This is a genomic window from Streptomyces sp. NPDC059787 (genome assembly GCF_042732315.1).
Taxonomy (GTDB): Bacteria; Actinomycetota; Actinomycetes; order Streptomycetales; family Streptomycetaceae; genus Streptomyces; species Streptomyces atrovirens.
Map to the genome: position 1 here is coordinate 1 of NZ_JBHWHX010000084.1, position 12,855 is coordinate 12,855.

Sequence of the window (12,855 nt, forward strand, 5' to 3'; positions counted from 1 at the left end):
ACCGCGGCGGCGTACGGCGCGATCTTCGCCTCGGCCAGCGAGCGGACGGCGTCACGGAGCATGTCGTGCTCCTCGGACGGGCGGTACAGGTCGAAGTCAGCCGATCCGGCCAAGGTCTCTCACGCTCCAAAACACTGCGATGCTGGTCACGCTAACTACCGTTAAGTAACTCAAATTTTAGAGCGTCATCCACGGTTGTGGATAGGTGAGCTGGGCGACAGCCCGCCGGTGGCGGTCCCGGGCCCCCGGTTATGCTCGGGCCCGCACTGCATGCCGTATACCCCTGGAGCACTCATGGCCCTCAAGATCACCGTGATCGGCACCGGTTATCTCGGTGCGACCCACGCGGCGGCCATGGCGGAGCTGGGGTTCGAGGTGCTGGGCCTCGATGTCGTACCGGAGAAGATCGACAAGCTCCGGCGCGGTGAGGTCCCGATGTACGAGCCGGGACTGGAAGAGCTGCTGCGCAGGCACGTCGCCGGGATCGAGGGGTCCAGCGGGCGGCTGCGGTTCACGATGGACTGGGCCGAGCTCGGCGAGTTCGGCGACGTCCACTTCGTCTGTGTGAACACTCCGCAGCGGCACGGCGAGTACGCCTGCGACATGTCGTACGTCGACTCCGCGATCGCCTCGCTCGCGCCCCATCTGAAGGGCCCCGCGCTGGTCGTGGGCAAGTCGACGGTGCCCGTCGGCTCGGCCGACCGGCTGGCCGCCTACCTGGCCGAGCACGCCCCTGCCGGGGAGGACGCGGAGCTGGCGTGGAACCCGGAGTTCCTGCGCGAGGGCTTCGCCGTGCAGGACACGCTGCACCCGGACCGGATCGTGGTGGGCGTGCGCAGTGAGCGGGCGGAGAAGGTGCTGCGGGAGGTGTACACCACGCCGGTCGAGGAGGGCTCGCCGTTCGTGGTGACCGACTTCCCGACCGCGGAGCTGGTGAAGACCTCCGCGAACTCCTTCCTGGCCACCAAGATCTCGTTCATCAACGCGATGGCCGAGGTGTGCGAGGCCGCGGACGGTGACGTGGCCAAGCTGGCGGAGGCCATCGGTTACGACGACCGGATCGGCGCGAAGTTCCTGCGGGCCGGGATCGGTTTCGGCGGCGGCTGTCTGCCGAAGGACATCCGGGCGTTCATGGCGCGCGCCGGTGAGCTGGGCGCGGACCAGGCGCTGACGTTCCTGCGGGAGATCGACTCGATCAACATGCGCCAGCGCGGCCGGATGGTGGAGCTGACGAGGCAGGCCCTGGGCGGCGGGTCGTTCCTGGGCAAGCGGGTGGCGGTGCTGGGCGCGACCTTCAAGCCGGACTCGGACGACGTCCGGGACTCGCCGGCGCTGAACGTGGCCGGGCAGATCCACCTCCAGGGCGGCCAGGTCACGGTGTACGACCCGAAGGGCATGGACAACGCCCGCAGTCTCTTCCCGACCCTGGGGTACGCCGACTCGGCGCTGGAGGCGGTGCGCGGCGCGGACGTCGTACTGCATCTGACGGAGTGGCGGGAGTTCCGCGAGCTGGACGCGGCGGCGCTGGGCGAGGTGGCGGCGGAGCGGCTGATCCTCGACGGGCGCAACGCGCTCGACCCGGAGGTGTGGCGCCGGGCCGGCTGGCGCTACCGCGCGATGGGACGCCCCACCGCGTAGACGAAGAGCGGAGGGCGCCGGTTCGGCCGAGGCTCAGTCGGCCGAACCGGCGCCCCGCCGCATTCTGCCAAACCACACGCGGACACGGTGCGGCTACGCGCCCTGTAGCGGCGCGGGACCGTACCGGCGTGCGGCTACCGCCGTGCCTCCAACGAGCCCCGCAAATCCCACTGCGGCACGGCAGCGCCCTGAGGGGGCGCGGGACCGTACCGATGTGCGGCTGCCGCCGCGTGGGCGCGACCAGCCACGACGGCGCGGCAGACGACCAACAACACACCACCGCGCCCTCAACAGGCCCGGCGCAGTCCACCGGGGCCCGGCAACACCCCAAAGGGGCGCGGGACCGTACCGATGTGCGGCTACCGCCGCGTGGGCGCGACCAGCCACGACGGCGCGGCAGACGGCCAACGACACACCACCGCGCCCTCAACAGGCCCGGCGCAGTCCACCGGGGCCCGGCAACACCCCAAAGGGGCGCGGGACCGTACCGACGTGCGGCTACCGCCGCGTGGGCGCGACCAGCCACGACGGCGCGGCAGACGACCAACGACACACACCCAGCGGAGCGTTCACGCCTCCTTCGCCCGATAGCGCCGCATCTTCGCGCGGGCCCCGCACACCTGCATGGAGCACCAGCGGCCGCGTCCGGCGGGGCTGCGGTCGTAGTACGCCCAGAGGCAGTCGTCGGCCTCGCAGGCCTTCAGCCGGTTCCAGGTGCCCGCCGTGACCGCCTCCGCGACGGCGGCTGCCACGCGGGAGAGCAGGGGCCCGTCGTCGACGGGGGCGAGCGCGGCGGAGCCGTCCGCCGGATCGACCGTGACCACCAGGGGCGCACGGGCGAGCAGCTCGCCGAGCGGGGTGACCGCGCGGTGGGGCGGGTGTCCGGCGTGGGCGAGCAGCGTGGCGCGCAGGGACTCGCGCAGTTCGCGAGCAGAAGCGACGGTGTCCTCGGTGAGCCCGAAGGGCGCGCGGCCGTCCGCCGTGTCCAGCGCGTCGGCGCCCGACTCGACGTCCAGTGTGTTGACCAGGGCCTGGACCAGGGCCAGTTTCCCGGGCGGGGCCGCTCTCTCACTCATGCCTGGACGCCGCCTCTCCCATTTCCTTTTTCCCTTGCGACGTTACCTCCGATGCGGGAGCATGCGGTAACCGTTACTGGTTACCCGTCCCTGACGGTAACAACGAGGAGGAAGTCATGTCCGTTGCCAAGGTGGGCGCCGTCGTCCTGGACTGTCCGGACCCGCGCGCGCTGGCCGGTTTCTACGCCGGGCTGGTGGGCGGCACGGTGGTGGGCGAGGGCGAGTGGGTGGACCTGAAGGTGGACGGCGGCCCGACGCTGGCCTTCCAGGCGTCCCCGGAGTACGTACCGCCGCGGTGGCCGTCGGCCGACGGCTCCCAGCAGTTCCACCTGGATCTGACGGTCGAGGACCTGGACGCGGCCGAGAAGGAGGTGCTGGCGCTGGGTGCGAGGCCGCTGGACGCCGACGACCGCTCGCGGACCTTCCGGGTTTACGCGGATCCGGCCGGGCACCCGTTCTGCCTGTGCGCCTGCTGACCCGCTGACTCCTGGAGGATCCATGGCCCCCGTGGCCCGTCTGCGTTCCGTCGTTCTCGACTGCCCCGATCCGCGTGAACTGGCCGTCTTCTACGCGGCCGTCGGCGGCGGCACGCCCGTGGAGGAGGACCCGGACTGGGTGGTGCTGCAGATCCCCGCGGGGCCCCGGCTCGCCTTCCAGCGGGCGTCGGGGTACGCCCCGCCGGCCTGGCCGAGCGCCGACCACGACTCCCAGCAGTTCCACCTCGACTTCGACGCCGGCGGGACCTGGGAGGAGATCGACGCGGCGGAGGAGAAGGTGCTGGCGCTGGGGGCGCGGGTGCTGGACCGGGAGGGCTACGAGACCAAGGACTTCCGGGTGTACGCCGATCCGGCGGGGCATCCGTTCTGCCTCTGCCGGATCGAACAGCCCTGATCCGGCAGCTCTGATCCGACAGCCCTGACCACCCCGCCGCTCAGCCGTCCAGGTCCTCGATGGTCGCCGTCGACGGCGGGCGGCGCTGCTGGGCCACATGGGCGGTGAAATGCGCCTCGCGGAGTACCCGCTGGACGTTGCCCCAGGTCAGCAGGGCCACCTCGGTCTCGTCCCAGCCGCGCCCCAGCAGTTCGGCGATCAGCCTCGGATAGCAGGAGGTGTCGGCGAGCTCCTGCGGATGGGTGCCACCGGTGTCGTAGGTGCCGGACAGGCCGACGCACTCCGGTCCGGCGACCGTGCGGACGTGGTCGAGGTGGTCGGCGACGTCACGGACGGTCGGACCGGACTGCTCGGCGGTCAGCGGCACCATGCACAGGCCCTTGGCCCGCCCCACGTCGGCGAGCAGTTCGTCGGGGAGATTGGCCGGATGGGGGCGCAGGGCGTGGGCGGCGGAGCGGCTGAACAGCACGGGCGCCTTGGAGACGGCGAGGACGCGGCGGATCGTCGGGGCCGATGCGTACGAGAGGTTGGCGATCATGCCGACCCGGTTCATCTCACGGACGACCTCCTCGCCGAACCGGGTCAGTCCCGCGGCGTCCGCCCAGGAGGCACCGGTCAGGGTGAGCACGCGCAGACCGAGGGTGTGCAGCGAGCGCAGCACGCCGAGGGAGTCGCCGAGGGCGGCGGCACCGGCGGGGCCGAACAGGACGGCGACCCGGCCGCAGTTGCGGGCGTCGGCGACCTCTCCCGCGCTGCGCGCGGGGCGCAGGCCCTCGTCGTGGGCGGCGACCACCGCCTTCGCCAGGTCGAGCTGCTCCAGGGTGGCGCCGACGGCCCGGCCTCCGTCGTCGGCCTCGGGCAGGTGCAGCGACCAGAACACCGCGCCGACCTGCCCCTTGCGCAGCCGGGGCACATCCGCGTCGACGGCGTTCTCCCCCAGGTCGAGGTCGTACCAGGGGAGTCGGCGCAGCGCCCAAGGCAGTCCGCTGTAGCCGTCGGCGACGGGGTGGGCGGCGAGGACGGCGTGGGCGCGGGTGAGGGGTTCGGCGTCCGGGTCGGAGACGGGCTCGTACGTCTCCGGTGTGACGATGACCGCCTCCTGGGGGTACGGCTCGTCGATGCGGCCGACCTCGGCGGCGGGGTGCAGGTCGTCCTGGAGATCGGCCATGGCGGGCTCCGTACGTCGTGACCTCGGCGGTACGGTCACCGTCGCACGGAGCGGCCGTGGGCTTCCTGGTGGACGCGGCGTTCGGGGTACCTGGGTACGACGCCCCGTCCGGGCACGCGGTTGTCCGACTCGCCCCCTCCGTCCCGTCCCGGGGCTCCGCCCCGGACTCCGCTCCTCAGACGCCGGAGGGGCTGGGTTGTGCCGGAGGGGCTGGATTCCCAGGTTCGCGGGTCAGGCGTCCAGGGAGGCCAGGGTGGCGTTGGACGGGGCGCGGGTCTCCTGGAGGTTTCTGGCCACGTCCTCCGCGGCGCCCAGTACCCGTACCGCGTTCTTCCACGTGAGCTTGGACAGGTCGGCCTTCGACCAGCCGCGGTCGAGGAGCTCGGCGATCAGGTTCGGGTAGGTGGAGACGTCGTTCAGGCCGTCGGGGGTGAAGGCCGTGCCGTCGTAGTCGCCGCCGATGCCGAGGTGGTCGATGCCGGCGACCTCGCGCATGTGGTCCAGGTGGTCCGCCACCGTGGAGACGGTGGCGACCGGGCGCGGGTTGGTCTCCTCGAAGGCGCGGTGGATCCTCATCCCCTCGGCGGTGGTGTCGAGGTGGTGGAAGCCGTGCGCGCGCATGTTCTCGTCGGCCGCGGCCGTCCAGTCGACGGCCGCCTGGAGCACGAACTTCGGCACGAACGTCACCATCGCGACACCGCCGTTGGCGGGCAGCCGCTCCAGCACGTCGTCGGGGATGTTGCGCGGGTGGTCGCAGACCGCGCGGGCGGAGGAGTGGGAGAAGATCACCGGCGCGGACGTGGCGTCCAGCGCGTCCCGCATGGTCGTGGCGGCGACGTGGGAGAGGTCGACCAGCATGCCGAGCCGGTTCATCTCCCGCACCACCTCGCGGCCGAAGGCCGACAGGCCGCCCACGCCGGGCTCGTCGGTCGCCGAGTCCGCCCACGCCACGTTGAAGTTGTGGGTGAGGGTCAGATACCGGACGCCGAGGTCGTACAACCCCCGCAGTGTGCCGAGGGAGTCGGCGATGGAGTGGCCGCCCTCCGCCCCCATGAGGGAGGCGATACGGCCCTGACCGCGCGCGGCCTCCATGTCGGCGGCGGTCAGCGCGGGCGCCAGCTCCTCCGGATGACGGGCCAGCAACTGCCGTACGCAGTCGATCTGTTCCAGCGTGGCCGGTACCGGGTCGGGCTGGTCCGCACGGACGTACACCGACCAGAACTGCGCGCCGACCCCTCCCGCCCGCAGCCGGGGGAGGTCGGTGTGCAGGTGGGCGGACTGGTCGCCGGCGATGTCGCGGGCGCCGAGGTCGTAGCGGACCTGTTCGCGCAGCGCCCACGGCAGGTCGTTGTGCCCGTCGACGACGGGGAACTCGCGCAGCAGCTCCCGGGCCTGGTCCAGCGAGGTCATCCGCGTCACTTCCCGAAGCCGAAGCCGGCGCCGGACCCCTCGGCCTTGGCGCGCAGCCGCTTGCCCTTCTCGGTGGCCTGGTCGTTCAGCTCCTGCTGGAACTCCCGCATCCGGACGAGGAGTTCCTCGTCGTGAGCGGCGAGGATGCGGGCCGCGAGCAGGCCCGCGTTGCGGGCGCCGGCGACGGAGACGGTGGCGACCGGGACACCGGCCGGCATCTGCACGATGGACAGCAGGGAGTCCATGCCGTCGAGGTACTTCAGCGGCACGGGCACCCCGATGACGGGCAGCGGGGTGACCGAGGCGAGCATGCCGGGCAGATGGGCGGCGCCGCCCGCGCCCGCGATGATCACCTTGAGTCCCCGGTCCGCGGCCTGCTCGCCGTACGCGATCATCTCGCGGGGCATGCGGTGCGCGGAGACCACGTCGACCTCGTAGGCGATCTCGAACTCGTCGAGGGCCTTGGCCGCCGCTTCCATGACGGGCCAGTCGGAGTCCGACCCCATGACGATGCCGACAACTGGGCTCATTCGGTGATCGTGCCTCTCAGGTAGCCGGCTGCGTGACGGGCGCGCTCCAGCACGTCGTCCAGGTCGTCGCCGTAGGTGTTGACGTGGCCCACCTTGCGGCCGGGCTTCACGTCCTTGCCGTACATGTGGATCTTCAGCTGGGGGTCGCGGGCCATGCAGTGCAGGTACGCGGAGTACATGTCCGGGTAGTCGCCGCCGAGGACGTTGACCATGACCGTCCACTTCGCGCGCGGGCGGGGGTCGCCGAGCGGGAGGTCGAGGACGGCGCGGACGTGGTTGGCGAACTGCGAGGTGATCGCGCCGTCCTGGGACCAGTGGCCGGAGTTGTGCGGGCGCATCGCGAGCTCGTTGACGAGGATGCGGCCGTCGCGGGTCTGGAACAGCTCCACCGCGAGGTGACCGACGACACCGAGTTCCTTGGCGATGTTCAGCGCCATCTCCTCGGCCTTCAGCGCGAGGGTCTCGTCGAGGTCGGGGGCGGGCGCGATGACCGTGTCGCAGACGCCGTTCACCTGCTGCGACTCCACGACCGGGTAGGCGACGGCCTGGCCGTGCGGGGAGCGGACCACGTTGGCGGCCAGTTCGCGCACGAAGTCGACCTTCTCCTCGGCGAGGACGGCGACACCCGCCTTGAACGGCTCGACGGCCTCCTCGACGGAGTCGACGACCCACACGCCCTTGCCGTCGTAGCCGCCGCGGACCGTCTTGAGGACGACGGGAAACCCGTCGCCCTCGGCCGCGAACGCGGCGACGTCCTCGGGGTCGGCGACGATGCGGTGCCGCGGGCACGGCACGCCGATCGCGTCGAGCTTCGCCCGCATCACGCCCTTGTCCTGGGCGTGCACCAGCGCGTCGGGGCCCGGGCGGACGGGGATGCCGTCCGCCTCCAGGGCCCTGAGGTGCTCGGTGGGCACGTGCTCGTGGTCGAAGGTGATCACGTCGCAGCCGCGCGCGAACGCGCGCAGCGTCTCCAGGTCGCGGTAGTCGCCGACGACGACGTCGCCGACGACCTGTGCCGCGGAATCCTGCGGAGTGTCACTGAGGAGCTTGAACTTGATGCCGAGCGGGATGCCCGCCTCGTGTGTCATACGAGCGAGCTGGCCACCGCCGACCATGCCGACTACCGGGAACGTCACGCCCCCAGGGTATCGGCCGAGCCACCGTGGCCGGTTTACCGGCCTCTTCCCGGACGATCCGCGGGCGATCTTCGGACGATCCGCGAGTGATCCTCGGCCGATCCGCGGTCGCGATCCTCGTCCGCAGGAAGATCGCGGAGACGGGTGGTTAGCATGGTCTGATTGACGCCAACCGACGGACGGGGGCCAGCACCACCATGGGACACGGTTCCTCCGGGCCTCCGACCACGGCCCCGGCTCCGGCCCCGCGCGGCACCGTGCGGGAGCGGTTCGACCGGCTGGTCCGTGAGGTCGTGAAGTTCGGCGCGGTCGGCGGAGCCGGTCTGCTGGTCAATCTCCTCGTGTTCAACCTGGTCCGGCAGGTGACGGACCTCCAGGTGGTGCGGGCGAGCGTCATCGCGACCGTCGTGGCGATCGTCTTCAACTACATCGGCTTCCGCTACTTCGCCTACCGGGACCGCGACAAGTCCGGGCGCACCCGGGAGATGACGCTGTTCCTGCTGTTCAGCGCGGTCGGCCTGGTGATCGAGAACGGTGTGCTGTACACGGCGACATACGGCTTCGGCTGGGACAGCCCGTTGCAGAGCAACATCTTCAAGTTCCTGGGCATCGGTGTGGCGACCCTGTTCCGCTTCTGGTCGTACCGCACCTGGGTGTTCCGCGCGCTGCCGGTGCGGGAGCCGGTGACGCGGGGCGCCCCCGCCGACGGCTCCCGTGGCTCCCGCGCGACGCAGCACGTGCCGTAGCCGTCAGCGCACCGTCCGGCGGGACTCGTCGTCCGGGGACTTCTGCGGCGGCGTGCGGGAGAGGAACAGGCCGAAGACGGCCGGACTGGCCTGGAGCATCTCCAGGCGGCCACCGTCCGCCTCCGCGAGGTCGCGGGCGACGGCGAGACCGATGCCGGTGGAGTTGCGGCCGCTGATCGCCCGTTCGAAGATCCGCGCGCCCAGGTCGGCGGGGACGCCGGGCCCCTCGTCGGTGACCTCGACGACGACCTGGTTGCCGGTGACGCGGGTGCGCAGGGCGACCGTGCCTCCCCCGTGCATCAGCGAGTTCTCGATCAGCGCCGCCAGCACCTGGGCGACCGCGCCCGGTGTGCCCACCGCCCGCAGCCGGCGCTTGCCGGAGGTGACGATCGCGCGGCCCACGCCGCGGTAGGCGGGGCGCCACTCGGCGAGCTGCTGCTGGATCACCTCGTCGAGGTCGAAGGTGACCGCGGAGCCGGTGCGCGGGTCGCGGGAGTTGGTCAGCAGCCGCTCCACCACGTCCGTCAGCCGCTCCACCTGCGTCAGCGCGATCGTGGCCTCCTCCTTCACCGTGTCCGGGTCGTCGGTGAGGGTGATCTCCTCCAGGCGCATGGACAGGGCGGTGAGGGGGGTGCGCAGCTGGTGGGAGGCGTCGGCGGCGAGGCGCCGCTCGGCGGTCAGCATGCGGGCGATGCGCTCGGCGGAGCGGTCCAGCACGTCCGCGACCCGGTCCAGCTCGGGAACGCCGTAGCGGCGGTGGCGGGGGCGGGGGTCGCCGGAGCCGAGGCGTTCGGCGGTCTCCGCGAGGTCGGTCAGCGGGGAGGCGAGCCTGCTGGCCTGGCGGATCGCCAGCAGCACCGCCGCGATCACCGCGAGCAGCGCCACCAGGCCGATGATCAGCAGCGTACGGCCGACCTCCCGGGTCACCGAGGAGCGCGGCTCCTGGACGGTGACCGTCTCGCCCTCCTCACCGGGCGCCGAGGCGCTGATGACGTCGCCGTCCGGTTTGGTGCCGACCTCGATGGGCGGCTTGCCGGGGATCTTGATGACGGCGTACCGGTCCTCGGTGACCTGGTCACTGATGATCTCGGCGGTGACCTTGTCCTCGACGAGCAGCCGGCTGTCGACGATGCTGGCCAGCCGGACCGCCTCGGACTCCACCCGCTCCCTGGCGCTCTCGCTGATGGTGCGGGTCTCGACGATCACCAGGGAGACGCCGAAGACGGCGATCACGACGAGCACCACGGCGAGCGTGGACTGGATCAGACGGCGGCGCATGTCCTCTTACTCACTGGCGAACCCCGGTTGCCCACTGGTGGGCCCCGGCGGGGTTCAGCTCTTCTCGAAACGGAAGCCCACACCGCGCACGGTCGCGATGTAGCGGGGGTTGGCCGCGTCGTCGCCCAGCTTCTTGCGCAGCCAGGAGATGTGCATGTCGAGGGTCTTGGTGGAGGACCACCAGGTGGTGTCCCAGACCTCGCGCATCAGCTGGTCGCGGGTGACGACCCGGCCCGCGTCCCGCACCAGGACCCGCAGCAGGTCGAACTCCTTCGCGGTGAGCTGGAGCTCCTCGTCGCCCATCCAGGCCCGGTGCGACTCGACGTCGATGCGCACCCCGTGGGTGGCGGGCGGCTGCTGGGGCTCGGCGGAACCGCGCCGCAGCAGGGCCCGGACCCGGGCCAGCAGCTCGGCGAGCCGGAACGGCTTGGTGACGTAGTCGTCGGCGCCCGCGTCCAGGCCGACGACCGTGTCCACCTCGTCGGCACGCGCGGTCAGGATCAGCAGGGGAACCGTGTGCCCCTCGGAGCGGAGCCGGCGGGCGACCTCCAGACCGTCCATGCCGGGCAGTCCGAGGTCCAGCACCACCAGGTCGACGCCGCCCTGCATGCCGGCTTCGAGCGCGGTGGGTCCGTCCTCGCGCACCTCGACTTCGTATCCCTCCCGGCGCAGGGCGCGGGCCAGCGGCTCCGAGATGGACGCGTCGTCCTCGGCGAGCAGTACACGGGTCATGTCAGTGATGGTAGTCCCGCCGCCACGGGGCCCGGGGTGTGATCGCCGGCGTTGACTCTTACCTCCGGCATACCCGTTTCTCACCTGCGGCGGCCCCGGTTCGCACCTGCGGCTGTGGGGTGCGAACCTAGGAGGGACCTTCGAATGGGTGATCACGGTTCCAGTAAAACCTGTGATCCGTGTCTCAAGTCCTTCCATATCCGGCACTGTCCTGCCGTATGGTGAATCAACGCCTGTTGCACCACGGGGACCTTTGGCGCAGTTGACGCCGAGGGTCTCTTTTGTGTGCGGGCCGGCCTGTGCGCCGGCCCCGGAAGGAATGACCTGTGGCCGGGCCCCGTCGCGCGCAGACGCACGGCGGGGCGTGGATCCCGGTGGTCGCCGTCCGCCGTTCCGCGACCCGGAGCGGCCCTCCCTCGGGCGTGGGGTGGACGGTAAGACCTCGCCGGTGCCGGCCGCCCCCCACCGGGCGCGTACACGCTCGCGCGACGCGTCCCGACCAGCAAGGATCGACCATGGCGTCCAGCCTGACGAAGGACTCGGTCACTCCGGGCACCCCCGGATCCGAGAAGACCTTCTTCGGCCACCCCCGCGGACTGGCCACTCTCTTCATGACCGAGATGTGGGAGCGTTTCTCCTACTACGGCATGAGGGCTCTGCTCCCGCTGTACCTGGTCGCGCCGGGCGGGCTCGGCCTCAGTGCCGGCACCGCGACCGCGATCTACTCGGTGTACCTCTCGCTGGTGTACCTGCTCACGATGCCGGGCGGCTGGTTCGGCGACCGTGTCTGGGGACCCCGCAAGACCGTCGCCGTCGCCGGCGGAGTCATCATGCTGGGCCACCTGACGCTGGCCCTGCCGTCCTCCGGCACCTTCTACGCGGGGCTCGGCCTGGTCGCGATCGGTTCCGGTCTGCTGAAGGCCAACATCTCCACGATGGTCGGCCAGCTCTACGCGGGCCCGGACGACCCGCGCCGGGACGGTGGCTTCACCGTCTTCTACATGGGCATCAACCTGGGTGCCTTCGCCGCGCCGCTGATCATCGGCACCATCGGTGAGAGCGTCAACTGGCACCTGGGCTTCGCGCTCGCCGCGGTCGGCATGGGCCTGGGCGTGGTCCAGTTCCTGCTCGGCAGCCGCCACCTGGCCCCCCACTCCAGCGTGGTCCCGAAGCCGCTGTCGGCTCAGGAGAAGACCTCCACGCTGCGCAAGGCCGCGTTCTGGGCCGCGCTCGCCGTCGTCTTCTACGCGATCGTCGGCTTCTCCGGCGCCTACACCCTGAACTGGATCCTGGTCCCGCTGACCCTGCTCGGCGTGATCATCCCGGTGCTGGTCCTGACCCGCATCAAGCGTGACAAGTCCCTGGACCGCGCCGAGCAGTCCAAGATGTCGGCGTACATCTGGTTCTTCGTCGCCGCCGCCGTCTTCTGGATGATCTACGACCAGGGCGGCTCGACGCTGTCGCTCTTCGCCGACTCCTCGGCCGAGAACAGCGTCTTCGGCTGGGACTTCCCGGTCTCCTGGTACCAGTCGGTCAACCCGGTCATCATCATGGCCCTGGCCCCGGTCTTCGCCACGCTGTGGCTGGCGCTCGCCCGCCGCGGCAAGGAGCCGAGCACGATCGTCAAGTTCTCCTTCGGTCTGGTCCTGGTCGGCGCGTCCTTCTTCCTCTTCCTGGCCCCGCTGGGCATCGCGGAGGGCGGCCACAAGGCGGCGGCCATGTGGCTGGTGGCGATCTACTTCGTCCAGACCTGCGGTGAGCTGCTGCTCTCCCCGGTCGGCCTGTCGGTGACGACGAAGATGGCTCCGGTGAAGTACGCCTCGCAGATGATGGGCGTCTGGTTCCTGGCCGTCACCGCCGGTGACGCCACGACCGGTCTGCTCTCCATCGCCGGTGTCGACCTGAACAAGACGGGCATCGTCGCGATGGAGGCGAGCCTCGCGGTGGTCGCCGGTATCGCGGTGTGGATGTACCGCGGCAAGGTCAAGGCCCTCATGGGCGACGTCCGCTGAGCCTTCCCCCACGGCTCACCGAAGGGCCCCGCATCCGATGGATGCGGGGCCCTTCGGGCGTTCGCGGGGAGGGGTGGGGCGTGTACGACCACTTGCTTTCTTCGCCCCCGGGGGCGCTGCCCCCGGACCCTCGCTCCTCAAACGCCGGTGTTGCTGTAACATAGCCTCTCCGGCGTGTGATGCGCGGGGTCTGGGGCGGATCCCCCGGGTTGGGACGGGAAGGGGCGGCGGGGGCGAA

At 71.2% G+C, this 12,855-nt stretch carries 12 protein-coding genes; 5 read left to right on the forward strand and 7 right to left on the reverse strand.

Annotated elements, in window-relative coordinates:
- The first annotated feature begins 294 nt into the window (after positions 1-294).
- On the forward strand, positions 295-1,638 hold the full coding sequence (locus ACFV5H_RS36905; RefSeq protein WP_385059374.1) for a UDP-glucose dehydrogenase family protein: 1,344 nt from the start codon (positions 295-297) through the stop codon (positions 1,636-1,638).
- A 569-nt stretch (positions 1,639-2,207) separates the two neighbouring features.
- On the opposite strand, the gene ACFV5H_RS36910 is transcribed toward ACFV5H_RS36905, so the two are convergent.
- Positions 2,208-2,714, reverse strand: coding sequence for a CGNR zinc finger domain-containing protein (locus tag ACFV5H_RS36910; protein ID WP_385049711.1), 507 nt, complete (start codon positions 2,712-2,714; stop codon positions 2,208-2,210).
- Between the two features lie 116 nt (positions 2,715-2,830).
- Here ACFV5H_RS36910 and ACFV5H_RS36915 point away from each other — a divergent pair, with 116 nt between their 5' ends.
- The gene (locus tag ACFV5H_RS36915; protein WP_385049708.1) at positions 2,831-3,190 is read left to right on the forward strand and encodes a VOC family protein; all 360 of its coding nucleotides are present in this window, start codon (positions 2,831-2,833) and stop codon (positions 3,188-3,190) included.
- A 22-nt stretch (positions 3,191-3,212) separates the two neighbouring features.
- Positions 3,213-3,605, forward strand: coding sequence for a VOC family protein (locus ACFV5H_RS36920; protein WP_385199088.1), 393 nt, complete (start codon positions 3,213-3,215; stop codon positions 3,603-3,605).
- Between the two features lie 40 nt (positions 3,606-3,645).
- On the opposite strand, the gene ACFV5H_RS36925 is transcribed toward ACFV5H_RS36920, so the two are convergent.
- The 4 genes from ACFV5H_RS36925 to ACFV5H_RS36940 form a co-directional block, all read right to left on the reverse strand.
- Positions 3,646-4,773 carry a dipeptidase gene (locus ACFV5H_RS36925; protein ID WP_385199089.1) on the reverse strand — a complete coding sequence of 376 codons (1,128 nt, stop codon included), beginning with the start codon at positions 4,771-4,773 and terminating at the stop codon, positions 3,646-3,648.
- 231 nt (positions 4,774-5,004) lie between these two features.
- Positions 5,005-6,183 (reverse strand): dipeptidase, encoded by a 1,179-nt coding sequence (locus ACFV5H_RS36930; protein WP_385199090.1) that lies wholly within the window; start codon positions 6,181-6,183, stop codon positions 5,005-5,007.
- Positions 6,184-6,188: 5 nt separating this feature from the next.
- Positions 6,189-6,713 (reverse strand): 5-(carboxyamino)imidazole ribonucleotide mutase, encoded by a 525-nt coding sequence (purE, locus tag ACFV5H_RS36935; protein WP_385058920.1) that lies wholly within the window; start codon positions 6,711-6,713, stop codon positions 6,189-6,191.
- On the reverse strand, positions 6,710-7,849 hold the full coding sequence (locus tag ACFV5H_RS36940) for a 5-(carboxyamino)imidazole ribonucleotide synthase (protein ID WP_385058921.1): 1,140 nt from the start codon (positions 7,847-7,849) through the stop codon (positions 6,710-6,712). The genes purE and ACFV5H_RS36940 overlap by 4 nt, the downstream gene beginning before the upstream one ends.
- A 197-nt stretch (positions 7,850-8,046) precedes the next feature.
- Between ACFV5H_RS36940 and ACFV5H_RS36945 the strand changes: the two genes are divergently transcribed.
- Entirely contained in the window at positions 8,047-8,595 is a 549-nt protein-coding gene (locus ACFV5H_RS36945) for a GtrA family protein (protein ID WP_385058923.1), read from the forward strand.
- A gap of 3 nt (positions 8,596-8,598) precedes the next feature.
- On the opposite strand, the gene ACFV5H_RS36950 is transcribed toward ACFV5H_RS36945, so the two are convergent.
- Together ACFV5H_RS36950 and ACFV5H_RS36955 are read right to left on the reverse strand one after the other, a co-directional pair.
- Positions 8,599-9,873, reverse strand: coding sequence for an ATP-binding protein (locus ACFV5H_RS36950; RefSeq protein WP_385199092.1), 1,275 nt, complete (start codon positions 9,871-9,873; stop codon positions 8,599-8,601).
- Between the two features lie 54 nt (positions 9,874-9,927).
- The gene (locus ACFV5H_RS36955) at positions 9,928-10,605 is read right to left on the reverse strand and encodes a response regulator transcription factor (protein ID WP_030821646.1); all 678 of its coding nucleotides are present in this window, start codon (positions 10,603-10,605) and stop codon (positions 9,928-9,930) included.
- Positions 10,606-11,120: 515 nt separating this feature from the next.
- Here ACFV5H_RS36955 and ACFV5H_RS36960 point away from each other — a divergent pair.
- Positions 11,121-12,617 (forward strand): MFS transporter, encoded by a 1,497-nt coding sequence (locus ACFV5H_RS36960; RefSeq protein WP_385058926.1) that lies wholly within the window; start codon positions 11,121-11,123, stop codon positions 12,615-12,617.
- Positions 12,618-12,855 lie beyond the last annotated feature (238 nt).